The sequence below is a fragment of the Bowdeniella nasicola genome (assembly GCF_001907295.1).
GTDB lineage: Bacteria > Actinomycetota > Actinomycetes > Actinomycetales > Actinomycetaceae > Bowdeniella > Bowdeniella nasicola.
The window spans coordinates 1-23,411 of sequence record NZ_MQVR01000025.1 but is presented as its reverse complement, the minus strand read 5'-3'; the positions used below and the strand labels follow the sequence as shown (position 1 = coordinate 23,411).

Here is a 23,411-nt window from a genome sequence, read left to right as displayed (position 1 = left end):
GATGGGATATGCCGCATGACAATGACCCGAAACGACGCTCCAACCACCTCCACCAGCTACCGCTGGAAGGCCGTATGGGCCTCCATGGTCGGATACGCGATGGATGGTTTCGACTTCCTTATCCTCAGCTTCGCGCTCCTCGCGATTAAGCTCTCGGTCGCCGACGGCGGCCTCGGTCTCACCGATCCCCAGGCCGGATCACTCGCAACCCTCACCCTCCTTGGCGCCGTCCTCGGAGGGATTATTTTTGGGGCGCTCGCGGACACCTGCGGCCGGGTGCGCGTCCTCATGTGGTCGATCGTGATCTTCGCGGTCTTCACCGCTGCGACCGGGCTCGCGCAAAATTACTGGCATATCGCGCTCTTCCGCTTCCTCGCCGGCATCGGGATCGGCGCCGAATATGGCATCGGCATGACGCTGGCCGCCGAAGCCTGGCCCGCGAAACTGCGCGCCAAGGCCACGAGCTTCGTCGCGATCGGCTGGCAGGTCGGCGTCCTCGCAGCGACCTTCGTCTCCGCCGCCGTCGTCTTCCACTGGGGCTGGCGCGTCCTGTTCTTCATCGGTGTCCTGCCCGCCCTCGTCGCCGTCTTCGTCCGCCACACCGTCGAGGAGCCCGAGGCCTTCGAACAGCGCAAGGCCGCCGGTATCGGAAAGAGCCTGAAGGAACGCTTCCCGCTGCACGAACTCGTCAAGGACGTGCGCACGACGAAGACCTCGCTCGGCATCACGATCCTCACGTCGGTCCAGAACTTCGGCTACTACGGCCTCATGATCTGGCTGCCGACGTTCCTGTCGCAGACCCACGGCCTGTCGATCCAAAAATCCGCCGTGTGGACCGGCGTCACCGTGCTCGGCATGATGATCGGCATCATGGCCTTCGGCTACCTCGCCGACTACTTCGGCCGCAAGCCTGCCCTCATCGCCTTCCAGCTCGGCGCCGTGATCTCCGTGATCGTCTACGCCCAGCTGTCCACCGAGCTCGCGCTGCTCATCGGCGGCTTCTTCCTCGGCATGTTCGTCAACGGCATGATGGGCGGCTACGGCGCGGTCACCGCAGAGTCCTACCCGACGCATTCGCGCGCCACCGCCCAAAACGTCCTGTTCAACATCGGGCGCGGCGTCGGCGGTTTCGCGCCGCTCATCGTGGGATCGCTCGCCGCCGCGTACTCCTTCCAGCTCGCGGTCGGGCTGCTGGCGATCATCTATGTCATCGACATCCTCGCGACGGTCTTCCTCATCCCCGAGACCCGCGAAGTCGAGATCGCCTAGTTAGCGCCGGGAGTCGGGATCGGCGGCCACCCCAACGCGGATCTTCTTGGTGATACCGCGGTCTCGATTCCGGCGCGTCGGATCCGGTCGATCCACACCGAGGACATCGGAAAATCGTCTCGCTCGTGGGAGTCTTTACTCACGTGGCAACGGGAGGAGAACCTATGACCCCGGAACAATCCGCGCTCGTCGACCGGATTCGCGCTCTCCTGGCCGATGAATCCGATCGCGCCCGACAGCCACCATGAGCTCCTCGCCGCGCCGGGCGCCGCCCAAGCCGACGCGACATGGGGCCAGGCTGGACCGCTGTGAGCGCCAATGCGCTGCAGGATGACGCAGCGCTCGCCCGCTGGATCGAGATCGTGATGTCGCACAACCGCGAGGTCTCCGGCATGTGAATGTCGGTGGAACTTGAGAAACTAGAAGACGTGAGTTCTTCAGGCAGTTTTATCGACAAGCTTTTACGCCGTGACGCCGAACACGAGGATGCTCACGAGCTCCGCGAGGAAGCGCGCGGCAATATCCGCCACAACTCGATGACGTTCGTCCTCGCGAACGGACTCCAGAACATCGGCGACCAGGCCGCCAAGGCCTCGACGGTCCTGCCCTGGGTTATCTCCGCGACGGGCGCTCCGACCTGGATGACAGGACTCCTGGTTCCCATTCGGGAGTCCGGCTCCATGCTCCCGCAGGCCGCACTGCAGCCGTGGGTGCGCTTCCGCAAGACTCGTCGCGAGATCTGGATCGCCGGCGGCATCGGGCAGGCCTTCGGCCTCGCACTCGTCGCGTTCGCCGCGGCGACGCTGTCGGGCGTGCTCGCAGGATTCGCGGTCCTGGGAGGACTCGCGCTGCAGGCCGTGTCGCGCTCGCTCAACTCGATCGCCTCGAAGGACATCCAGGGCCGCACGATGCCCAAGGGCCTGCGCGGCCGAGTCTCGGGCCTTTCCACGACGATCTCCGGACTCGTCGCAATCACCGTCGGCCTAGCGGTCCGCGTCTTCGGCGGCGAAGACCTATCACGAACCGTCCTCGCGCTCCTCGTCGGCGGCGCAGCGCTCTCCTTCGTCATCGGTGCGATGGTGTTCCGCGGGCTTCGCGAAGGCGAAGCGGAGGCGGTGCCGATGACCGAGGCCAACTCCTGGATCTCGGACTCCTGGGAACTCTTCACGCACGACGCGCCGTTCCGTCGCTTCGTCATCGTGCGCTCACTGCTGCTTGTCTCGGCGCTCGCGCCGCCGTTCGTGGTCGCGCTGTCCGCGGAGCGCTCCGGTGCCACGATGTCTTCGGTCGCGACGTTCATCGTCGCCTCGGGCCTCGCCGCACTCATCGGCGGCCGCGTCTCCGGCGTCGTTTCGGACCGCTCCTCCAAACTCACCATGATCGTTGGCGCGGGCATCGCCTCCGCGATCATCGCCGTGTTCATCGCCTCGACCTTCATCGAACCGCTCATCTCGCAGTGGTGGTGGGGGCCGGTGATCTTCTTCCTTCTCACCGTCGTCCACACGGGCGTGCGGGTCGCGCGCAAGACCTACGTCGTCGACATGGCCGAAGGCGACCAACGCACCCAGTACGTTGCCGTGTCCAACACCGCGATGGGTGTCACCTTGCTGATCGCGGGTGCGATCTCCTCAGGCCTCACGCTGCTCGGACCGCTCGCCGCACTGATCTTCTTGGGCGCGCTCGGAATCGCGGGCGTGCTCGTAGGACGCACTCTTGAGGAGGTGAGCGTGGGATATGCCTGAGGCACTGCGCCTGCGCCTCGCGGGCTTCGCCTCCGAAGACGGGCTCGTCGAGGTCGTCGACCACACTGATGCCCTCGTCGGCCACTGCTCGGTAGCAGAACTCCCCGGATGCGCGCGCTCGGGAACGTTCCGGTTCTCGCCAATCTCGGGCGCGGACGTCACCATGGGGATCCGGCGTCGCGGCATCGCCAACCCGTTGCGGAACCGATTCGTCATCGCCCACGCCTCCGGCACGGACGAGATCCAGGAGAGCAAGCTCGCGAACTTCCTGCGCTTCAACGCCGCCGGCATCGTCGCGGGCCACGAACTCGACGTGCGCGCTCGTCTCACGGGCGCGATCGCGATCGGTCACGACGGCCAGCAGATCGCCTCAATCACTGCGATCGACCGGCACCAGTCCTACGTCGACGTGGTCTCATCCGCCGACGAGCGCCTGCTCGGCATCAGCGTCCTCATGCTGTTGATCTACCGGCGCCACCATCAGCAGGCCGATATCGTGGCCGAGTATTTCGGCGGGCGCTAGGGCCTGCCCCAGGGGTAGCCGTGCGCTTTGAACGCGGCTTCGACGCGGTCCCTTCTTGCCATCAACATCGCCCGCAAATGCTGGCTGACCATCCGTGCCCAGGATCGTGAGTTTGCCCCGCGAATCGAAGTAGGCTGTCGCGACTGAGGTCTGCGGGATCCGCAGCGGCCTCGCTATGTGCCGGTAGACCACGATGGCGTACGGGTCAATGGTGACCCGCGGAGCATTGCGGATCATGATCACCGCGGCGAGCAGACCCACCATGGCCCCGATGATGGGCCGAGCTTAGACGATCCCCGGGCTATCAAAGGTCTCCAGGGTCCGGAAAACATCATCGAGGGGGATCGAAACCTTGCTCGCGAACCGTGCGATCGCGGGCAGGTAGTAGCCGACCGCGGCGCCGCTGCTCACACAGAGCGCGGCGACGAGGAAAAGGGTCTTTCGCGAGGTCTCAAATGTGGACGCAGATCCCGGGACAAAATGCGTCACGATGGCCCTAGCAGACCCCGGCGACGCCGTGGAGCTTCGCGATGAACGCCTCAAGCTGGGCGCGGCTGCCCGGACCCATCTGAGCGGTTGGCGTGCCATCGACGAACGCGAGCACGGTCGGCACCGACTGGATCCCGTACTCGGCGGCGGCCTGAGGACACTGGTCAATGTCGACGGCTACGAAACCGACCGTGTCATCGTCCGCCAATGACTTGGCGACGTCTTCAAAGATCGGGGAAAAACGCGTACACGGCCCGCACCACGTCGCCCAAAAATCGACGAGGACGAGCTTGCGTGCCGTGACGAGCTCGGCGAGCGTCTCCTCGGTCGCCTCAACCGTGACCGTCGGCTTGTCGACGCCCAAAAGCTTTTTCAGCAGGCGCATGACCTACGCCTCGGGAACGAACTCGCCATGCCCGGCGGCCCGCAGCGCGTCGCGAATCTTCTGCGCGTTCGCGTCCATATCCTCGGGCTCGGTCGACCCCGTCAGGTGCGTCGGGTCGAAGTCCGCGGAGCTGTTCGCGGGGAACAGGTGCAGGTGCGTGTGCGGCACCGCGAAGCCTTCGATGACGACGCCGGTACGCTCCGAACCGAAGACGACGCGCAGTTCCTTGCCGATGATGTGGCCGACCGCGAACATGTGGGCGGCGAGCTCGGGCGACATATCGGTCCAGCGGTCGATTTCCTCGCGCGGCACGACGAGGACGTGTCCGTCGGTCTGCGGGTTGACGTCGAGGAATGCGACGACGTGATCGTCGGCCCACACGAACCGGCCCGGGATCTCGCCGGCGATGATCTTGGAAAATACGGAAGCCATACCTCGAGCCTAGCGTCAGGCCCCCAGCCGCATCCACGCATCGCCGCGCGCCCGCAAGCCTAGCGTGATCGCGCGGGCTGCCATGAACACTCCGGCCATGGCGAGCCACAACCACACGACGCCCCACGTGCCCCCGGGTGCGAGCTGAGCGACGATGTAGAGCGCAGGCAGGTAGGCGACGAGCGTGATGATGCCGGCCCAGGCGAGGAAGCGGCCGTCGCCCGCACCGATGAGCACGCCATCGAGGACGAACACGTAGCCCGCCAGCGGCATAAGGGCGCCAATGACGAACAGGCCGCCGACCGCTGCCGCACGGACCTCCGGGTCGGAGGTGAAGATCGGGACTATGAACCAGGTGGCCGCGGCCACGATGGCCCCGAGCACGAGGCCGCTGACGAGCCCCCAGCGGACGTTGATGCGCAGCATGTCGTGGACACGTTGCCGATCCGCCGCACCGAGCGATTGCGCGACGAGCGCTTGCGCGGCGATCGCGAGGGCATCGAGGGCGAACGCCGTGAAACCCCAAATGGAGTTGACGACCTGGTGGGCCGCGAGCACGACCGAGCCGAGTGAGGTCGCGGTCGCGACCGTGGCGAGCAGCGCGAGCCGCAGCGATGCGGTGCGCACGAGGAGCGGGATGCCCGAGCGGGTCGAGGCTAAGAGACCTGCGCCGCGCGGCCCAATCGTCACGCCGAGTCGCTTCGCCTTAATCCCTACGATGAGCGCGAGCGCGAGGCCCATCCCGGTCTGCACGAGGGCGGTTCCCAGGCCAGAGCCTGCCACCCCGAGCTTCAGCCCGTAAATGAATAGCGCGTTGGCCCCAATATTGACGACGGCACCAATGGCGGCGACGACGAGCGGGGTTTTCGTATCGAGAAGTCCGCGCAAAACGCCGGTCGCCGCGAGGACGAGCAGCATGCCAGGGATACCGGGCGCAGATGCCCGCAGGTAGGCGAGCGCGTGCGGCAGGGTGAGTGGGTCGGGTCCGAAGAGCCGGGCGAACGGCTCGCCGATCAGCAGGAATAGCCCCGCGAGAAGAAGACCGAGGAACAGCGCGAGCCACATGCCATCGATCCCGTCACGCACCGCGCCCGCCCGGTCGCCGGCCCCGGCCTTGCGCGCCGTCGCGGCGGTCGTCGCATAGGCGAGGAAGATGCACAGCCCGACCACGGTCATGAGGATGGTCGAGGCAAGTGAAAGCCCGGCGAGCTGGTGGACGCCGAGATGCCCCACCATGGCCGAGTCGGCGAGCACGAAAATCGGTTCGGCAATGAGTGCCCCGAAGGCCGGCAGTGCGAGTGAAAGGATCTGTCGGCTGATCGATGGCTGGGGTGAACCTTGAACATCATCTGGAGGTTTAGGGGTGTTCACGCATGGCTCCGAGCGGTCGTCTCACGAAGTGTCTAATCCACATTACGTGGATAGTCCAAGGGTTGATTCTACGGACCAAAATCCCCATCCAGCGATCCCAAAATCCACAGATATCCACATGGTTATCCAGGGGATGGGGATATCTTCGGCGCGTCGCCCACAAGTTATCCTCAGCAAAAAATGCGTTTTACACAGGAAAACCGACAGTTATCCACAGGTAGGTCAAGACCTGGTCAACGGGCTGTGGATGATGGGTACAATCAACGAAGTTGCGCCCACGTGTGTCCCCAAACGACCCAAGAAAAACTTTTTTCATGAGCGAAGCCCCCCCCGACGACTCCGGTTACAGCTCCGGCGGATACGACCGGACGCCCCCGAATGACATCTCCGCGGAGATCTCTACTCTCGGCGGCATGCTCCTGTCGAAGGACGCGATCGCCGACGTTGGCGAAGAGCTCAAGGCCTCGGATTTCTACCAGCCGAACCACAGGCTGATCTACGACGCCATTACCGACCTGTACTCGCGTGGCCAGCCCGCCGACGCGGTCACGGTGGCCGACCAGTTGCAAAAGAGCGGCGTCCTGACCCGGGTCGGCGGCGCTCCCTACCTGCACACGCTCATCTCCTCGGTTCCCACGGCCTCCAGCGCCGTGTTCTACGCGCACATCGTGCGAGAAAAAGCCGTGCTGCGCCGCCTGGTCGAGGCGGGCACCCGTATCGCCCAGCTGGGTTACGCCACCGATGGCGGCGACGTCGATGACCTCGTCAACTCCGCGCAGGCAGAGATCTACGCGGTCGGCGAGAATCGAGACCACGAAGACTATGCGCCGCTGAAAGACATCCTCAATGAGGTGGCCGACGAGATCCAGACGGCGGCGTCCCGGACCGAGGGACTCATGGGTGTGCCTACCGGTTTCCGCGGACTGGACGAGCTCACGAACGGCCTCCACCCGGGACAGATGATCATCATCGCGGCGCGACCCGCGATCGGTAAGTCAACGCTCGCGCTCGATATTTGCCGGTCAGCCTCGATCCACAACGGCATGAGTTCGGTCGTGTTCTCGCTGGAAATGTCCCGCACCGAAATGACGACCCGTATCCTCGCCGCCGAATCGGGGATCCTGCTGCAGGAACTGCGCAAGGGCCGCTACCTGTCGACGGACGACTGGTCGAACCTCGCGCGGACGATGTCGCGCATGTCGGAGGCGCCGCTGTTCATAGACGACTCGCCGAATATGTCGATGCTGGAGATCCGGTCAAAGTGCCGCCGGTTGAAGCAGCAGTACGACTTGAAGCTCGTCGTCGTCGACTACCTGCAGCTCATGAGCTCGGGCAAGCGCGTGGAGTCTCGCCAGCAGGAAGTCTCGGAGTTCTCCCGTGCCCTGAAGCTCCTGGCAAAGGAGATCGAGGTGCCCGTCATCGCGGTCGCGCAGCTGAACCGTGGCCCGGAACAGCGTACGGATAAGAAGCCGATGATGAGCGACCTGCGTGAATCTGGATCGCTCGAGCAGGACGCCGACGTTGTTATGCTCCTGCACCGCGAGGACGCCTACGATGCGAACTCCGAGCGTGCGGGCGAAGCCGACATCATCGTGGCCAAGCATCGTAACGGCCCGACCGCGACCATCAATGTCGCCTTCCAAGGCCATTACGCCCGCTTCGCCGACATGGCCCAGTAGAGCCAGACAACGAAGAATCCCGGCCCCACAAGGAGCCGGGATTCTTCGTCTGTGGGCTAGTCGGCGACGCCGAGAGCCACGTCAGTGGACTTCACGAGTACCGTGACCTCGCTGCCTTCGCGCAGCTGAAGGTCCTCGGCGGACTCGCGAGTGATCGAGGACGTCAGGACGTGTCCGCCTGCGATCTCGACCTTCACGGCGGCCATTGCTTCGCCCTTGGTCACCGACTTCACCGTGCCAGTGACCTGGTTGCGTAGGGACATCTTCATGTCGTTCTCCTTTGGTTAGGCGGGCGGCGGCGGAGGAGCAAAGCCGCCCCGGTCATCGCGCTTGTCGGAGTCAGGGTAGCAGAGTCCAGCCGACTTACCCTGCTCCTTGTCGGTGACGGGGAAGGGAGTCGGCTCTTCGGCGACGGACTCAAACGAGCGGGTCTCATCGGCTCGCGGCGCCGGATCGGACGGAATGCCCGTGCCCCAGTCGGGGGCACGGCCCTGCTGCGAAGCCTCGGATGGCTGCGTCGCACGCGGCGGTTCCGGAAGCTCCTGCGGGGGCACCCGGTTCTCGGCCTGCTGCGCGCTCGGGCCCGAACCCCAGTCGTGCGTCGGCGAGGGTTGCGGGGCAGCCGCGTTCTGCTGACCAGCCGCGCCAGCCGCGCCGGCGGAGCCGTCAGTCTGCGGGAGCGGCTGGTTAGCCTGGCGGGCCTTCTCCTTCGCGGTGGCGGCCGCTTCCTTCAGCTTCGGCATCGCCAGCGGAATGACGAACCGGGCGACCAGGTCGATCGCCGCGCCCCACAGGGCGTAGACGAAGACCGTGAGGAAGGACATCCCGGCGCTGCCGCTGGTCAGGGGGAGCAGCCCGCGCAGCTCGCTACCGGACGTACCACCCGAAACCGAGGTGAAGATCAGCGCGATGATGCCGGCGATCGCGAATACCGCGGCGAACACGCCGGTGCGGATGAACGGTGCCGGAGGCAGGGTCTTAGACACCCGGTAAGCCAAGAAGCCCAGCAGGACGAGCGCAAGCAGGATACCGATCAGGGTGACCCACACGGGCGCGAAGCTGTACAGGCTCGCCGAGAGGCTGCCGAATGATCTAGAGGACTCCGAGAACACGAGCGGGGTCCCGATAAGCGCGGCCGGGCCGGCCAAAATGAGGTGGCCGAGCAGGACGATGCCACCCACGAAGGCCTGTCCCATGCTGCCGTTATTGGTGGCCGTGCCCAGTAGCAGGACGATGGCGAGGGCAATGCCCGAGCCGAGCATCGTCAGCGCGAGGAAGGGAAGGACCTCGCGAGCGCGCACCAGCCACAGCTTCAGGGGCGTAGAGGCTTCCTTGATCCGCATAATCTCGTACAGGCCGGTGACGATAACCGACAGCATGAGAGTCGCGAAGATAGCAAAGCCAAAGCCCGAACGGATGCTCATGTACTCGTTCGACATAAACAGTGATCCGATCAGCGAGAGGATCACGTGCATGAGGTAGAGCGTCAGCCACATGGCTGCCGTGGTCATCGCCCAGGAGACGAGCGAGCCGAACGGCTTGTCCTTGCGGAGCTTCTTCAAGATGAAGTAGGCGGCAACGCCGACGATGATGGTGCCGGTCAGCAGGGTGAAGCTGGCGTTGCCGCCCGCGTCGCCAAGCCCTCCCAGCGAGCTGGAGACGTGCGCGCCGCCGCCGAAGATCATGCCGGTGATGAGGAACATCAAGCCGACAGCGGCGCCGAAGCCGCCGAAGGGTCCCGACGAGGACGCGGCCATGATGATGGCAGCGATGATGCCGATCACGAAGGCCGCCACCCACGTCAGGGTGCCGGTGATCGCGCCGGTCTTGAGGGAATCAGCGTTCTGGGTGACGACGGGCGGCAGCTGGCCGCCGCCCGAGCCGCCCGTGCTCGGGTACGGGCTCGCGTGCTGCTGGTAGTTCGGATAGGCGCCCCCGGCCGGGTTCGGCTGGTTGGGCTGCTGCGGCTGCGGAGGAGGCGTGCCCCCCGGCGAATTGTTATCACTCATGTTTCGCTCCGTTAGTGCGCAAAGGGCTGGGTTACAGTCCGGACGTGGTCTCCGGGTCGACCGTAGCGCGGGCGCCGAGTTCGGCGTCGAGCCGCAGGATTCCGGGGCCGTCATCGCCGATCTTCGTGATCCGGCCAATGATTTCGGATACCGAGGATTCCTCCTCGATCTGTTCGTTGATGAAGTTGTGCAGCAAGGGGAACGAGTCCAGGTCGTCTTCTTCCCGGGCCAGGCGGTACAGCGACCGAATGGACTCCGAGACTTTCTGTTCATGCTTGAGGGCAGCATTGAACGCGTCGACCGAGGTCTCGACTGTCACGTCACCGGGATCGATGACCCCGATGCGGGGGTGACCGCCGCGATCCAACACGTGGCTGATGAAGCGGTTGGCATGGACAACTTCTTCTTCGGCTTGGATTCGCATCCAGGTCGCCATTCCCGGAAGGTCGAGGGAGTCGAGCTCGATCGCCAACTGGCGGTAGACGGTCTCAGCCGTCAGCTCGAGTGTGATCTGCTCGTCGTAAGCGGCCAAGAGTTTTTTTGGAATATCCATGGCCCCAGGCTAGGCGTAATCTGCGAAACTAACCACCTCTCAAAGCAAAAGTGTTGACAGTTTCCCGTGCGACTGCCACGATGGACACATCCCTGAGAGCGCTCTCATGGTAAGCCTCTCCCGAAACTGAGAGCGCTCTCAGACGAAGTGTCATCCCCGACATAACAAAGGAGTTCTTCGTGAGGACCACACGTTTGGTGACCACGACAGCCGTCATGGCTGCCGCTGCACTCGCTCTATCTGCCTGCGGATCGGGTGGCAAGTCTGAACCGGCTGCCACGGAAACTGACCCCAACGCGAAAGTCACCCTGACCGTCGCCACGTTCAATGAGTTCGGCTATGAGGACCTGTTCAAGGAGTACATGGACGCGCATCCGAACGTCACCATCGAGCATCGCAAGGCTGCGACCACTGACGAAGCCCGCGATAACCTCAACACCCGCCTCGCTGCCGGTTCGGGCCTGTCCGATATCGAAGCTGTCGAAGTCGACTGGCTCCCTGAACTCCTGCAGTACGCGGATAAGTTCCATGACCTGTCCGGCGATGACGTGAAGGACCGCTGGCTCGACTGGAAGACCGAAGGCGCCACCGATTCGAGCGGTCGCCTCATCGGCTACGGCACCGACATCGGCCCGGAAGGCGTGTGCTACCGCTCCGACATGTTCGAAAAGGCGGGCCTGCCGACCGACCGCGAAGAGGTCGCGAAACTCCTGCAGGGGGATTGGGATACCTACTTCAAGGTAGGCAAGGAATTCACCGAAAAGACGAAGATCCCGTTCTTCGACTCCGGTGAGGCGATGTTCCAGGGCATGATCAACCAGCTCGAGACCCCCTTCGAAAACCCCGATGGCACCCCGATCCCGTTGGATCAGAACAAGCCGATCAAGGAGGTCTACGACAAGATCATGGCGAACCTGTCCTCCTCCGCCCACTATTCGCAGTGGAGTGATGACTGGAGTGCTTCGTTCCAAAAGGACGGGTTCGCGACGATGCTGTGCCCGGGCTGGATGCTGGGCGTCATCGAAGGTAATGCTGCCGGTGTCAAGGGCTGGGATATCGCCAACGTGTTCCCGGGTGGCGGCGGTAACTGGGGTGGTTCCTACCTCACCGTCCCAGAGCAGACCGAACACTTCGCCGAAGCTCGCGCGCTCGCTGCGTGGCTGACCGCGCCGGAACAGCAGGTCAAGGCGTTCAAGGCGAAGGGCACGTTCCCGAGCCAGCTCAAGGCGCTCGAGGCCTCCGAATTGAAGAGCATGACCAACGAGTTCTTCAACAACGCACCGACCGGCAAGATCCTTGCCGATCGAGCGGCGGCCGTTTCGGTCAAGCCGTTTAAGGGTCCGAACTACTTCGCGATCCGCGCGACCATCACCGATGCCATCAACCGCGTCGAGACGGGTACGGACACACCGGAAGCGTCCTGGCAGAAGGCGATCGAGGCCTACCAAGCCCTCGGTCTCGACTGATTCGACTCGCGGGGGATAGTGCCCGCCACTATCCCCCGCACCGCGTGAGGAAACAATCGGATGCTGAAATTGCCAGAAGCGGCGCGCCGCCGGTTAGGCCGGTGGGACGTCACGGCGTCGCCGTACCTCTATATCGCGCCGTTCTTCATCGTTTTCGCGATCGTCGGTCTCTATCCGCTGATCTACACCGCGTTCGTTGCCGTCCATAAATGGCACCTCATCGGGGGTCAGGGCGCATTCGTGGGGATGCAGAACTTCAGCGATGTCCTTGCTCAGCCGCGATTCTGGCGGGCCGTCCGCAATACGTTCTCCATCTTCCTGCTGTCCTCCGTTCCGCAGGTCATCGCAGCTGTGCTTATTGCGGCGGTGCTCGACGCGAACCTGCGCGCCAAGACTTTTTGGCGCATGGGTGTGCTGTTGCCCTATGTCGTTGCACCCGTCGCGGTTTCGCTCATCTTTTCGAAAATTTTCGCCGATAACTTTGGCGTCCTGAACACGGTGTTTGAGGCCGTCGGGCTGAGCTCGGTTGCTTGGCACGCCGACACGCTCGCCTCGCATATCGCGATCGCGACGATGGTGAACTTCCGGTGGACCGGCTACAACACTCTCATTGTGCTCGCGGCAATGCAGTCCGTGCCGCGCGAGCTGTACGAGGCCGCGATTGTCGACGGTGCGAGCCGTGTGCGCCGGTTCTTCTCGGTCACGATCCCGATGCTGCGCCCGACTCTCATCTTCGTCGTCATCACCTCAACGATTGGCGGCTTGCAGATCTTCGACGAGCCTCGCATGTTCGACACCCTCGGCCAGGGTGGGCCGGACCGCCAGTGGATGACGCTGACGATGTATCTGTACGAAATCGGATGGGGATCCCAGCGCAACTTCGGTCGCGCCGCCGCGATCGCCTGGATCCTGTTCCTCATCATTGTGTTGATCGGAATGATCAATTTCGCGATTACGCGACGGATCGCCTCGGACGAAGGAGGCAAAAAATGAGCCGTGGCACGGCGTTCACCTCGGCCGCTGCCGTCGAGCAGTTCGCCGGTAAGGGGGCTGCCCGCGCGATGCGGCGCCGAGACGCGAACCGCAGGCCCGGTTGGGTGACCTATGTCTTGCTGACGATCGTCTTGCTCGTCTCGATCTATCCGATCTACTTCGCGTTCCTCCTCGCGAGCTCCGATGCGGCGACGATCGCCCAAAACCCGATCCCGTCTCTCATCCCGCGCGGCAACCTCGTCGAGAACATCACGCGCGTCGTGAACTCTGACATCAAGTTCTGGCCCGCGGTGTGGAACTCGGTGATCGTCGCTGTAGTCACGTCGATCTCCGTCGTGTTCTTCTCGACCCTCGCCGGGTATTCGTTCTCGAAACTGCGCTTCCGCGGCCGCCGGCCGCTCCTCGTTTTCGTCATTGCGACGATGGCGGTGCCGACCCAGCTCGGTGTCGTGCCCCTGTTCATCGTCATGAGCGAACTCGGCTGGACTGGCAAACTGCAGGCCGTCATCGTCCCCGGCATGGTGACCGCATTCGGCGTGTTCTGGATGACGCAGTACCTCGAGGCCGCACTCCCGTTTGAACTCATCGAGGCCGCCCGCGTCGACGGTTGCTCGATGATCCGGACTTTCTGGCACGTGGCGCTGCCGGCTGCGCGGCCCGCTGCCGCGATGCTCGCACTATTCACGTTCGTCGGAAGCTGGACCAACTTCTTCTGGCCCTTCATTGTCCTGGGGCCAGCAAATCCCACCCTCCCGGTGGCCCTGCAACTCTTGCAGGCTTCATACTTCAAGGACTACTCCCTGATCATGGCCGGCGTGGTCGTCTCCACGGTCCCGCTGATCCTGGTCTTCGTTGTCACTGGCCGCCACCTCGTGGCCGGAATTATGCAAGGAGCTGTTAAGGGATGAGCACCCTGACTTTCCCAGAAAACTTTTTCTTCGGTTCTGCCACGGCCGCGTTCCAAATCGAGGGCGCGGGGGATGAGGACGGGCGTCGCCCCAGTATCTGGGATGCGTTCTGCGATGAACCCGACCGGATCCTCGACCGGTCCAACGGCATGGTGGCGTGCGACCACTACCACCGGATGCCCGCCGACGTCGCCCTCATGAAGGACCTCGGGCTGCAGGCCTACCGGTTCTCGACGTCGTGGGCGCGCGTCATGCCCGATGGCGAAACGCTGAATGAGGCGGGCGTCGACTTCTATTCGCGGCTGGTGGATGAACTGCTCGAGGCCGGTATCAAGCCGTGGCTGACGCTCTACCACTGGGATTTGCCGCAGGCGCTCGGGGAGCGTGGCGGCTGGACCGTGCGCGAAACGCCGTACCGGTTCGCGGACTACGCGGGCGAACTCGTCTCCCGGCTCGGCGATCGCGTCGAGACGTGGACGACCCTGAACGAGCCGTGGTGTTCTTCGTTCCTGTCCTATGCGAGCGGCGAGCATGCGCCCGGCCACACGAACCCGTCGGAGGCCGTCGATGCCGCGCACTACCTGCTGCTCGCGCACGGCCTCGGAGTGCAGGCGCTGCGCGCGAAGGCGCCGCGGGACATCACGGTGGGCATCACGACGAACCACACCGTCGCGCACCCGGCAGATCCCGATAACCCGGCCGACGTCGATGCCGCGCGGCGGATCGATGGCGCCTTCAATCGCGTCTTCCTCGACCCGCTGTTCAAGGGCGAATACCCCGCGGACGTCCTATCCGACATGGCCGAGGCGGGCCTCGGGCAGGTCGCGCGCGAGGGCGACATGGCGATCATCTCCGCACCGATCGACGTGCTTGGCGTGAACTTCTACAACGGCGGCGCGCACGCCGCGCCCGAGGCGAACGCGACGCCGAAACTGTGGCCCGGACCCGGTGGCCACCTCATCGGATCGCCGTTCGTCGGCTCCGAAACGGTCAAGGGCGTCAGCCGCGACCTGCCGCGCACGGCGATGGACTGGGAGGTCGACGCCGCCGACCTTGCGATCCTGCTGCGTCGCCTGCACGCCGAATACACCGGACCGGCCGGGATCCCGATCGTCATCACTGAAAACGGTGCGGCCTACGACGATCAGCCGGATGCGGACGGCTACGTCGACGACAGCGGCGACCGGCTCGTCTACATCCGCGAGCACCTCGCCGCGGTCCACGAGGCTCTCGCGGACGGGGTCGATGTGCGGGGCTATCTCGTGTGGTCGTTGCTCGATAACTTCGAGTGGGCCTTCGGCTACACGCGCCGGTTCGGGATCGTGCGCGTCGACTACGAGACGCAGGAGCGGATCCCGAAGGCCAGTGCACGCTTCTTCGCAGATGTGGCACGATCAAAGCAGTTGACGTTGCCGTAGCGCCGGAGGAGGGGGACATGCCGCGGGCCACATCCAATGCGCCGACACTCGAAGATGTCGCTCGCGTCGCGGGGGTCTCTCGCGCGACCGCCTCGCGCGCGGTGCGCGGCGAGGCCTTCGTGTCCCCCGCGACGAAGGAGGCCGTCGAGGCAGCGATCAAGGAACTCGGCTACGTGCCGAACCGGATGGCTCGCTCGCTCGCGACGAAACAGACGGACACGATCGCCGTCGTCGTCTCCGAACCCGATTCACGACTGTTTTCCGACCCCTTCTTCGCCGCGACGATCGCCGGTGTCGTCGAGGTCCTCGAGCCGACGGATAAGAACCTGACGCTCATGGTGGGGAACCTCGGTTTCCGGCGAAAGTTTGAGGCTTATCTGCGCAGCGGCTACGCCGACGGTGTCGTCGTGATCTCGCATCACGAGGACGATCACCTGCCGCGCCTGCTGGAGGCCTTCAAGATCCCGTGCGCGTTCGTAGGGCGCCCGATCCACACCCCGCGACAAGACGACGGGTTTTCGGTCGGGGACCGCTTCGTCGATACCGATAACATCGCGGGCGGGAGAATCGCGACGACGCGCCTCATCGAAGCCGGCTGCACTCAGATCGCGACGATCACCGGCCCGATGGATATGGCCGCCGCCGTCGATCGGCTGAAAGGCTGCAAGCAGGCGCTCGCGGAGGCCGGACTGCCGCTGCTAGCCGCGCTGCCGGGTGGATTCACGCCCGAAGGCTCCCAGGTTAAAACCCTCGAGCTGTTGCGTGACCACCCGGAGGTCGACGGTATTTTCGTCGCTTCCGACCTCATGGCCGCGGGCGTGCTAGGCGTCCTGCACGCGCAGGATCGCAAGGTGCCCGAGCAGATCAAAGTCGTCGGATTCGATAACGCCGAGATCGCGGCCGCGACCGTCCCCGCGCTCACGACGGTGACGAACCCGGGGCGGGAACTTGCGCGTCGGGCGACGATGATGGTGCTCGACGAAGTAGCCGGCGCCCCCGCGAGCGGTCCGGTTATTGTGACTCCGGAGCTCGTGGTCCGCGACTCGGCCTGAGCCCATACGATAGAGCTATGACTTCAAATGATCAGCTGCCCGACCTCCGCCGAAACCTGCCGCTCACACTCGGAATCGGGGCCGGGACATTCGCCTACTACGCCCTGCCCGACGTCGTCCGCTCGCGCACGGCGCGCGGCCTGCTGAAGACGGGCCTGGTCGCGGGCATGACAGCCGCGTACTTCGCGACCGACCTGTCCAAGGAGAACCAGGAGGCCTGCGAAGAGGCGAGTAACGGCGTTATGGATCGCCTTTCCGAGGTGCCGATGCCACTCGTCGCGACCGGGATCATCGGCTCGCTTGCTGCGAGCATCGCCGTCACCGTCTGGGTCGAAAAGTCGATCTTCGCGCGCGGCGAGCGCCGGCGCGCCGCGGGTGTGCGCGGCGCCCACACCCGCCAGGCGATCGGCCTCGGCGTCCTCGGCGCACTTGCGGGCGTCGGCCTGTGACCCGCTACCGCGCCCACGGCGTCACCGTCGTCGAACATACCCTCGAGCTCCCGCTCGACCGCGCCCAAGCCAGGCGCGGTACGATCCCCGTCTTTGCACGCGAGCTCATCGCCGACGGCGGCGAGGGCCGCCCCTACCTCGTCTACCTGCAGGGCGGGCCCGGCTCGCCCTCGCCGCGGCAGGGCAACCCGAACGACGGCTGGATCGGGCGCGCGCTGAAGGATTTCCGCGTCCTGCTGCTCGACCAGCGCGGCACGGGGCGCTCGAACCCGCTCGACCAGCTGACGCTGTCTGCCTTCGACACCGACGCGCAGCGCGCGGAATACCTCACGCACTTCCGTGCCGATTCGATCGTCGCCGACGCCGAAGACTTTCGTGCCGAGCTCGGCTCCGCCCCGTGGTACGTCCTTGGCCAGTCCTACGGTGGTTTTTGCGCGACGACGTACCTGTCATTCGCGCCCGATGGTCTTGCTGGCGTCTACATCACGGGCGGCCTGCCGGGCGTCGGGCGAAGCCTCGACGACGTCTACCGCGCGACCTACCGCCAGACGATCGCGCGCACCCGCACCTACCTCGAACGCTATCCGGATGCCGAGCTCATCGAACAGATCGCCCGCCACCTCGAAGGCGCCGAGGAGTTCTTGCCGACCGGCGAGCGACTTTCCGAGCGCCGCTTCCGCACGCTCGGCATGGGGCTTGGCACGCAGACCGCATTCGATGCGCTGCACTTCCTGCTCGAGGACCCGTTCGTCACCGTGCGCGGCACGCGCCGCCTATCGATGCCGTTCCTCACCCGCGTCGGCGACCAACTGTCCTTCGCCGCGCGCCCGCTGTATGCGCTCATGCACGAGACGATCTACGGTGACGGCCCGGGCACCGCAACCGCCTGGGCGGCCGCGCGCATTCGCGAAGAATTCGCCGACGAACTTGTCCTCACCGGCGAGCACATCTACCCGTGGCAGTTCGAGGAGGACCCCGCGCTCATCCCCCTGCAGGGTACCGCCGAGATCCTCGCTGCGAAGGACGACTGGAGCCCGCTGTATGATGAGGCCGCGCTCGCGAAGGGCGACGTGCCCGTCACGGCGGCGGTCTACGCCGAAGACATGTTCGTCCCGACGGAGTATTCGCTGGCGCTCGCGGACCTGCTCGGCGCCCGCGTGTGGCTCACGAACGAATACCAGCACGACGGGCTGCGCGCCTCCGGCGGGAAGGTACTCGACCGCCTTATTTCGCTCGCCCGGCAATAGCGCCCGCGGCCGCCCCGAGCACGACGCCGAGCAGATCGGCGCCGACATCGCGGATGTTGCCGCCACGCCCGGCGACGACGGTGTCCTGCGCGAGCTCGGTAGCGGGCGCGGCGATGAGCTGACTGCCGACGACGAGCAGCGGATCGAGACCCGCACGCAGGCCCGCAAACGTTGGCGCGGCGAACAGCGCGACGTGCACGAGCTTGTCCGACCCGGCCGGCGCGAGCCGCAGTAATTTCACCCTCCGCGAAGGCGGATCGGCCGGCCGGGGGAGCGCCGGCCGGGGCTGGCTCGCCTGCCGGGCAGCGCGCGGACCGGGCAGTCCGAGCGCCACAAGTTGGGCGGCGAGCGCGCCCGCATAGATCACTAGCCAGGGTCGTTGCATGGAATAAGTCTCCCACCACTTTTGACCGCCACCCGTTAGGCTAGGCCCGATGAGTACGACGCCTGCCCCCGAAGGCCGCCGCCCTCGCCCCTCCCATGGCTTGGGGCGTACCTGGTTGCTGCGCATCCTCATCCTCGTGATCTTGGTCGGCTCGATCAGCGGTGTCATCCTGCTGCCGCAATACGGCCGCACGTCGCACGCGTCGCCCCCGTCGCCGAGCGCTGAGCTCGCGGTCGCGAAGGCATCCCCGACGCCGACTCCCACGCCTTCGCCCGCCCCGTCCCGAACGGCGACCCCGACGCCCAGCCCCACACCATCGCCGGCGCCGACGGCCGACGAGGGCGGCATGCTAGGCGGCGAAATCCCGCAGACCGGCTCCGGCACGCTGAACGTCGTGTCGACGGATCGGCCGGCGGCCGACAAGGGCGAGCGGTGGACCTACCGCGTCGAGGTCGAAGAGGGCCTACCCGTGGATACGGACGTCTTCGCCGAGCGCGTGCACACGATCCTGAGCGATGAGCGCTCCTGGCCGAAGTCCTTCGAGCAGGTCGCGCAAGGCGGGCGCGTGCGAGTCATCCTCGCCTCGCCCGCCACCGTGGATAGGCTCTGCGCGCCGCTGCCCACTCGCGGCCGGGTTTCATGCCAGCGTGGCGACGCGGCGGTCATCAACGTCCTGCGGTGGGCGCAGGGCGCCGAGCCCTTTTTCGCCGCCGGCGGCACCCTCGTGGACTACCGCAATTACGTCGTCAACCACGAGGTCGGCCACTTGCTATCCCAGGTGCACGAGGAGTGCTCGGGTGAGGGCGAGCTCGCCCACGTCATGCAGCAGCAGACGCTGAAGACCGCGCCGTGTAAGCCGAACGGCTGGCCGCGCCCCTAGAGCTGGTCGGCGAGCCAGCGAAGCGCGCTCGCGACGTCGGAGCGCCAGCGGAAATCCGCCTTCGCGTCCCCGCGCGTCGGGCCGCCATTAATGATCCCGACGGGTTTGCCCTGCGCTTTCGCGTCGAGCACGAACCGGTAGCCGCTCGTGACCGCGAGCGACGTCCCGATCGCGAGTACCGACCCCGATGTGGCGAGTAGCTCGCGCGCGGCGTCCTTCTTCGCTTGCGGCACGTTCTCACCGAAATAGACGATGTCGGGCTTGAGGACCGGCGAGCCGCATGCGCGACAGTCGACCATGTGGAACCGGTCGATCCACTCCTGATCGAGCGTGACATCGCCGTCCGGGTTCACGAGGTCGGGATTGATCTGCACGGCCTCGAGATAACCGGGGTTCGCAGCCTCCAGCCGCGCATCGAGGCGCGCGCGATTCTCCTTCGCCCCGCAGTTCAGGCAGGCGACGACGTCGAGGTCGCCGTGCAGCGTGATGACGCCCCTCGCCCCGGCCGCGGCGTGCAGCCCGTCGACGTTTTGCGTCACGATCCCGGTGATAAGCCCGTCGCGCTGCAGCGCCGCGAGGATCTCATGCGATGCATTCGGCTCCGCGCGACTCATCTGCCGCCAGCCGACGAACGAGCGCGCCCAGTAGCGTTGCCGCGCCGCGTCGTCGTGCCGGAACTCCTGATACGTCATCGGGCGGTGCCGACGCAGCGAGCCGTTCGGGCCGCGATAGTCCGGAATCCCCGAATCCGTTGACACGCCCGCGCCCGTGACGACGAGCGGGTGGTGGGCCCGCAACAGGTCGAGAATGCCCGCGCGAGCGAATGCCGGATCTTGCAGCGGCGCCGTTTCGGCAACGACGCGCTGGATCGAGCGGACCGCGCTGTGATGCGCGAGCGCCGCCGGGTGCGAGGTCGGGAAGGATTCCACTTACATCTCGTCCATCAGTTCGGCTCTTATGGGACGGCCTACAACGGCAGGACCGAGGCGCTTGCCGTCGAATCCCTTGCCAGATTCGGCTTCGCTAGCCCAGCGTTCGACGTCGCCGTCGGTGAACTTTTTGCCGTTCAGATCCTGGTATTCCGTCATGAACACCTCCTAAACCTCGCCTGGAAGCGACACGCTCTATGCCGTTCTACCGAGCGTAATACGAAAGGGTGGTCACGTACCGGGCCGGTTGCCGCGGCGCGAGAGGCGTCGGCGCCGCGGGAGCAAAAATGTGTCACGATAGGTCCATCAACCAGGCCCCCTTCACGAAGGATGAGACGTGACCGAACAGCTCAAGATCATTGATGCCGTGCAGGCGATCAACTGGAACCGCATCGAAGACGAGAAGGACCAGGAAGTCTGGGACCGCCTCACCGCGAATTTCTGGCTGCCGGAGAAGGTCCCGGTATCCAACGACATTCAGTCCTGGGCCACGCTGAATGAAGCCGAAAAGACGATGACGACGCGCGTCTTTACGGGCCTGACGCTGCTCGACACCATCCAGGGCACCGTCGGCGCGGTCTCGCTGCTGCCTGACGCGATCACGCCGCACGAGGAAGCCGTCTACACGAACATCTCCTTCATGGAGTCGGTGCACGCGAAGAGCTACTCCTCGATCTTCTCCACTCTGATCTCCACCGCGGAGATCGACGACGCCTTCCGCTGGAGCGAGGAAAACGCGAACCTGCAGAAGAAGGCCAAGACGATCCTCGATCTGTACCACGGCGACGACCCGGACAAGCGCAAGGTCGCCTCGGTCATGCTCGAGTCCTTCCTCTTCTACTCCGGCTTCTACGCGCCCATGTACTGGTCCGCGCACGCGAAGCTCACGAACACGGCCGACCTCATCCGCCTCATCATCCGCGACGAGGCCGTCCACGGCTACTACATCGGCTACAAGTACCAGCGCTCCATCGAAAAGCAGTCCGCCGAACGCCAGGCCGAACTCAAGGACTTCACCTACGAACTGCTCGACGACCTGTACGACAACGAAGAGCAGTACACCGAAGACCTCTACGATCCACTGGGCCTGACCGAAGACGTCAAGATGTTCCTGCGGTACAACGCGAACAAGGCGCTCATGAACCTCGGTTACGAGGCGCTGTTCCCGAAGGACGCGACGGCCGTGAACCCGGCGATCCTCGCGGCCCTGTCCCCGAACGCGGATGAGAACCACGACTTCTTCTCCGGCTCCGGCTCGTCCTACGTCATGGGCAAGGCCGAGGAAACTGAAGACGAGGACTGGGAGTTCTAACAACTCTCGTTTCTCACGTGTTCGAAGGGGCGCGTTCGCACGTTGCGGTCGCGCCCTTTCGCTTGCTTCTTGTGCCGGCAATCTGCGCCCTGTACGGTTATCTGTACAGGAGGCAATGATGAAAACGATGAGTTATACCGAGTCGCGAGCTCGCTATGCCGAGGTGCTCGACAGCGTGACGGAAGACCGCGAAGAGGTCCTGATCACCCGCGCTGGCCACGATTCGGTCGTCATCATTTCCTTGGAGGAATACGAATCACTGCGCGAGACTGCATATCTCATGCGTTCCCCGGCCAATGCGCGGCGACTGCTCGACGCTATGGAACGTCTTGAAGCAGGCGGAGGTGAGGTCCGCGGGCTAGTCGAAACGGACTGACTCGCATGCTCCTGGTGTGGGATGAGAACGCCTGGGAGGACTACCTCTGGTGGCAAACGCACGATCGAAAAACGCTCAAGCGCATCAACCTGTTGATCAAGGACATCCAGTGCAATGGAAATACTGGCCTGGGAAAACCAGAAGCCCTGCGATACAACTTTGCTGGCTACTGGTCGCGCCGCACCACGAGTGAGCATCAACTTGTCTACAAGGTCGACGGCTCCGTGATTCGAATCGCTGCGTGTCGTTACCACTACGGCTAACCACAGACAGGGTGTGGAGGATTGATGAAGGCTCGCCGAGGCGCGGTCGCGGGTGCGGCCGCGCTTTGTCTTGCCGTCTTTGCGTTCACGATGCCGGGTTATCGCACGTATCCGCCCGCGCAGCCGCTCTTCCTCTCGGGCGTCTGCCCTGACGCGGACGGCATCATTCAGGCGATCCCGGTCGGCGACGACGCGAACACGGTCATGGCAGACGTGTGCGCGAAGGACTGGCAGGTGCACCGGGCCGACCCGGCTCCGGAAGACCCAAAAGCCACCCCGAGCGACCCGCTGCTGCCGCTGGCAAAGAACGCCTTGCGAGATCTCCGGACGCTCTCCCCGGTGGTCGCGGGCGAGGCACCGGCCCAGCGGTTGTCATATGCCGGCTGGTCGTCGAACTGGCGATACGTGTGGCCCCGCGATGCTGCGTTCGTCGCGACCGCCTACGTGCGCCTTGGCGAAACCGAATCGGCCCGTGAGATCTACCGATTCCTAGCCGCCCACCAGCGCGCGGACGGGACGTTCGAAGCGCGCTACCGGCCCGACGGAACCGTGCCCGACGAGCGGGAGCCTCAGTTCGAATCCGTGGGGTGGTACATCTGGGGCATCTCCCAACTGCTCGCCGCGCTCAGTACCGAGGAACGTGCCGACGTGTGGAGCGAATTCGGCGCGAGCATTGCGGCGGCTGGAAAAGCCCTGCTCGATGCCACGGAAGGCGGGCTCCCGGCGCCCAGTTCGGACTATTGGGAACGTGGCGAAAACCGTCTCACACTCTCGACCGCGGCTCTGACGCTCGCTGGCCTCAACGCCGCCGCAGGACTTCGCGACACGGTTCCGATGTCGGTGGCGGAAAAGGAGATTTCCGACCGGGCGCGTGACCGGGCCGAAACTCTCACTGAGCAGATCACGCAGTACTTCGGGCCGGATTACGGCCGGTATGGCGCAGGCAGTGACCCAGACGCAGCGCTCGCGTTCTGCCTGCCGCCCTTCCAACCGATGGCGCTGCCCGGCGCCCTCGCGGCATGGGAAGCCTCGCTCCCACTCCAATACGTCGAAGGTTCGGGCGGCTACGCGCCCGGGGCCGGGTGGAAGAAAGACGGTATCTCCTGGACACCGCAGACCACCCTGCACGCGTGGATCGCCGCGGAATCCGGGGACGCGACGCGAGCCAAAGAGATTTTGAGGTGGACTGCGGGGTCAAGTCCCTTGTAGTGGTGTAACGGCGTTTTCCTCTCGTTTGGGGTTTTAGCTTGCTAGTGCGGGCGTGTCGGTATCGGTCATGGT

General features: G+C 65.0%; 27 protein-coding genes. 16 read left to right on the top strand and 11 right to left on the bottom strand.

Translation table 11 applies throughout. From position 1 onward, the window contains the following. Window positions 1-15: 15 nt before the first annotated feature. From BSZ39_RS05720 to BSZ39_RS05710, 3 genes are all read left to right on the top strand, one after another. Complete coding sequence (locus tag BSZ39_RS05720) at window positions 16-1,269, top strand: MFS transporter (protein WP_222842872.1); 1,254 nt, start codon at window positions 16-18, stop codon at window positions 1,267-1,269. Between the two features lie 428 nt (window positions 1,270-1,697). Further along, on the top strand, window positions 1,698-3,011 hold the full coding sequence (locus BSZ39_RS05715; RefSeq protein ID WP_222842871.1) for an MFS transporter: 1,314 nt from the start codon (window positions 1,698-1,700) through the stop codon (window positions 3,009-3,011). Further along, window positions 3,004-3,534 (top strand): hypothetical protein, encoded by a 531-nt coding sequence (locus tag BSZ39_RS05710; protein ID WP_073716411.1) that lies wholly within the window; start codon window positions 3,004-3,006, stop codon window positions 3,532-3,534. The genes BSZ39_RS05715 and BSZ39_RS05710 overlap by 8 nt, the downstream gene beginning before the upstream one ends. On the opposite strand, the gene BSZ39_RS14980 is transcribed toward BSZ39_RS05710, so the two are convergent. Genes BSZ39_RS14980 through BSZ39_RS05690 form a run of 5 tightly spaced genes read right to left on the bottom strand, consistent with a single transcriptional unit; the run spans window position 3,427 to window position 6,211 of the window. Continuing rightward, window positions 3,427-3,807, bottom strand: coding sequence for a YqeB family protein (locus BSZ39_RS14980; RefSeq protein ID WP_425425670.1), 381 nt, complete (start codon window positions 3,805-3,807; stop codon window positions 3,427-3,429). The two genes, BSZ39_RS05710 and BSZ39_RS14980, sit on opposite strands and share 108 nt — an antisense overlap. A 12-nt stretch (window positions 3,808-3,819) precedes the next feature. Next, window positions 3,820-4,023, bottom strand: coding sequence for a hypothetical protein (locus tag BSZ39_RS05705; RefSeq protein ID WP_073716410.1), 204 nt, complete (start codon window positions 4,021-4,023; stop codon window positions 3,820-3,822). A gap of 7 nt (window positions 4,024-4,030) precedes the next feature. After that, window positions 4,031-4,408 (bottom strand): thioredoxin family protein, encoded by a 378-nt coding sequence (locus BSZ39_RS05700; RefSeq protein WP_073716409.1) that lies wholly within the window; start codon window positions 4,406-4,408, stop codon window positions 4,031-4,033. Window positions 4,409-4,411: 3 nt separating this feature from the next. Further along, window positions 4,412-4,840 carry an HIT family protein gene (locus BSZ39_RS05695; protein ID WP_073716408.1) on the bottom strand — a complete coding sequence of 143 codons (429 nt, stop codon included), beginning with the start codon at window positions 4,838-4,840 and terminating at the stop codon, window positions 4,412-4,414. Between the two features lie 15 nt (window positions 4,841-4,855). Continuing rightward, entirely contained in the window at window positions 4,856-6,211 is a 1,356-nt protein-coding gene (locus BSZ39_RS05690) for an MATE family efflux transporter (RefSeq protein ID WP_073716407.1), read from the bottom strand. Window positions 6,212-6,525: 314 nt separating this feature from the next. Between BSZ39_RS05690 and dnaB the strand changes: the two genes are divergently transcribed. Next, window positions 6,526-7,890: a replicative DNA helicase gene (gene dnaB, locus BSZ39_RS05685; RefSeq protein ID WP_073716406.1), complete on the top strand. Its 1,365-nt coding sequence runs from the start codon at window positions 6,526-6,528 to the stop codon at window positions 7,888-7,890. A gap of 56 nt (window positions 7,891-7,946) precedes the next feature. Here dnaB and BSZ39_RS05680 read toward each other — a convergent pair whose 3' ends face one another. From BSZ39_RS05680 to BSZ39_RS05670, 3 genes are read right to left on the bottom strand one after another with little or no spacing between them, the layout of a single operon-like run. Continuing rightward, window positions 7,947-8,159: a TOBE domain-containing protein gene (locus tag BSZ39_RS05680; protein ID WP_073716405.1), complete on the bottom strand. Its 213-nt coding sequence runs from the start codon at window positions 8,157-8,159 to the stop codon at window positions 7,947-7,949. A gap of 15 nt (window positions 8,160-8,174) precedes the next feature. Continuing rightward, window positions 8,175-9,899 carry a hypothetical protein gene (locus BSZ39_RS05675; RefSeq protein WP_073716404.1) on the bottom strand — a complete coding sequence of 575 codons (1,725 nt, stop codon included), beginning with the start codon at window positions 9,897-9,899 and terminating at the stop codon, window positions 8,175-8,177. 31 nt (window positions 9,900-9,930) lie between these two features. Further along, window positions 9,931-10,452: a ferritin gene (locus BSZ39_RS05670; RefSeq protein WP_073716403.1), complete on the bottom strand. Its 522-nt coding sequence runs from the start codon at window positions 10,450-10,452 to the stop codon at window positions 9,931-9,933. Between the two features lie 179 nt (window positions 10,453-10,631). Here BSZ39_RS05670 and BSZ39_RS05665 point away from each other — a divergent pair, with 179 nt between their 5' ends. Genes BSZ39_RS05665 through BSZ39_RS05635 form a run of 7 tightly spaced genes read left to right on the top strand, consistent with a single transcriptional unit; the run spans window position 10,632 to window position 17,985 of the window. Next, the gene (locus tag BSZ39_RS05665) at window positions 10,632-11,918 is read left to right on the top strand and encodes an ABC transporter substrate-binding protein (RefSeq protein WP_245792436.1); all 1,287 of its coding nucleotides are present in this window, start codon (window positions 10,632-10,634) and stop codon (window positions 11,916-11,918) included. Window positions 11,919-11,978: 60 nt separating this feature from the next. Further along, a complete protein-coding gene (locus BSZ39_RS05660) occupies window positions 11,979-12,911 on the top strand; it encodes a carbohydrate ABC transporter permease (RefSeq protein ID WP_073716402.1) in 933 nt (310 codons plus the stop codon). Further along, on the top strand, window positions 12,908-13,819 hold the full coding sequence (locus BSZ39_RS05655; RefSeq protein ID WP_073716401.1) for a carbohydrate ABC transporter permease: 912 nt from the start codon (window positions 12,908-12,910) through the stop codon (window positions 13,817-13,819). The genes BSZ39_RS05660 and BSZ39_RS05655 overlap by 4 nt, the downstream gene beginning before the upstream one ends. After that, on the top strand, window positions 13,816-15,237 hold the full coding sequence (locus tag BSZ39_RS05650; RefSeq protein WP_073716400.1) for a glycoside hydrolase family 1 protein: 1,422 nt from the start codon (window positions 13,816-13,818) through the stop codon (window positions 15,235-15,237). The genes BSZ39_RS05655 and BSZ39_RS05650 overlap by 4 nt, the downstream gene beginning before the upstream one ends. Window positions 15,238-15,254: 17 nt before the next feature. After that, a complete protein-coding gene (locus BSZ39_RS05645) occupies window positions 15,255-16,289 on the top strand; it encodes a LacI family DNA-binding transcriptional regulator (RefSeq protein WP_073716399.1) in 1,035 nt (344 codons plus the stop codon). A 17-nt stretch (window positions 16,290-16,306) separates the two neighbouring features. Further along, window positions 16,307-16,738, top strand: a complete 432-nt coding sequence (locus BSZ39_RS05640) for a hypothetical protein (protein ID WP_073716398.1) — start codon at window positions 16,307-16,309, stop codon at window positions 16,736-16,738. Further along, window positions 16,735-17,985: an alpha/beta fold hydrolase gene (locus BSZ39_RS05635; RefSeq protein ID WP_073716397.1), complete on the top strand. Its 1,251-nt coding sequence runs from the start codon at window positions 16,735-16,737 to the stop codon at window positions 17,983-17,985. The genes BSZ39_RS05640 and BSZ39_RS05635 overlap by 4 nt, the downstream gene beginning before the upstream one ends. On the opposite strand, the gene BSZ39_RS05630 is transcribed toward BSZ39_RS05635, so the two are convergent. Beyond that, complete coding sequence (locus tag BSZ39_RS05630) at window positions 17,963-18,370, bottom strand: VanZ family protein (RefSeq protein ID WP_143180390.1); 408 nt, start codon at window positions 18,368-18,370, stop codon at window positions 17,963-17,965. The genes BSZ39_RS05635 and BSZ39_RS05630 overlap by 23 nt on opposite strands. Window positions 18,371-18,419: 49 nt before the next feature. Here BSZ39_RS05630 and BSZ39_RS05625 point away from each other — a divergent pair, with 49 nt between their 5' ends. Then, the gene (locus BSZ39_RS05625) at window positions 18,420-19,250 is read left to right on the top strand and encodes a DUF3152 domain-containing protein (RefSeq protein WP_083602978.1); all 831 of its coding nucleotides are present in this window, start codon (window positions 18,420-18,422) and stop codon (window positions 19,248-19,250) included. Here the strand turns inward: BSZ39_RS05625 and BSZ39_RS05620 are convergent. Beyond that, on the bottom strand, window positions 19,247-20,179 hold the full coding sequence (locus BSZ39_RS05620) for an NAD-dependent protein deacetylase (protein ID WP_073716395.1): 933 nt from the start codon (window positions 20,177-20,179) through the stop codon (window positions 19,247-19,249). The two genes, BSZ39_RS05625 and BSZ39_RS05620, sit on opposite strands and share 4 nt — an antisense overlap. Further along, the gene (locus BSZ39_RS13840; protein WP_158025095.1) at window positions 20,180-20,338 is read right to left on the bottom strand and encodes a hypothetical protein; all 159 of its coding nucleotides are present in this window, start codon (window positions 20,336-20,338) and stop codon (window positions 20,180-20,182) included. It abuts the gene before it with no gap. Between the two features lie 178 nt (window positions 20,339-20,516). On the opposite strand from BSZ39_RS13840, the gene nrdF reads away from it, so the two are divergent. From nrdF to BSZ39_RS05600, 4 genes are all read left to right on the top strand, one after another. After that, window positions 20,517-21,491, top strand: coding sequence for a class 1b ribonucleoside-diphosphate reductase subunit beta (gene nrdF / locus BSZ39_RS05615; protein WP_073716394.1), 975 nt, complete (start codon window positions 20,517-20,519; stop codon window positions 21,489-21,491). Window positions 21,492-21,609: 118 nt separating this feature from the next. Continuing rightward, window positions 21,610-21,867 carry a type II toxin-antitoxin system Phd/YefM family antitoxin gene (locus BSZ39_RS05610; protein ID WP_073716393.1) on the top strand — a complete coding sequence of 86 codons (258 nt, stop codon included), beginning with the start codon at window positions 21,610-21,612 and terminating at the stop codon, window positions 21,865-21,867. A gap of 5 nt (window positions 21,868-21,872) precedes the next feature. Next, complete coding sequence (locus BSZ39_RS05605) at window positions 21,873-22,130, top strand: Txe/YoeB family addiction module toxin (RefSeq protein ID WP_073716392.1); 258 nt, start codon at window positions 21,873-21,875, stop codon at window positions 22,128-22,130. 24 nt (window positions 22,131-22,154) lie between these two features. Continuing rightward, window positions 22,155-23,339, top strand: coding sequence for a glycoside hydrolase family 15 protein (locus BSZ39_RS05600; protein ID WP_073716391.1), 1,185 nt, complete (start codon window positions 22,155-22,157; stop codon window positions 23,337-23,339). The last annotated feature ends 72 nt before the right edge of the window (window positions 23,340-23,411 follow it).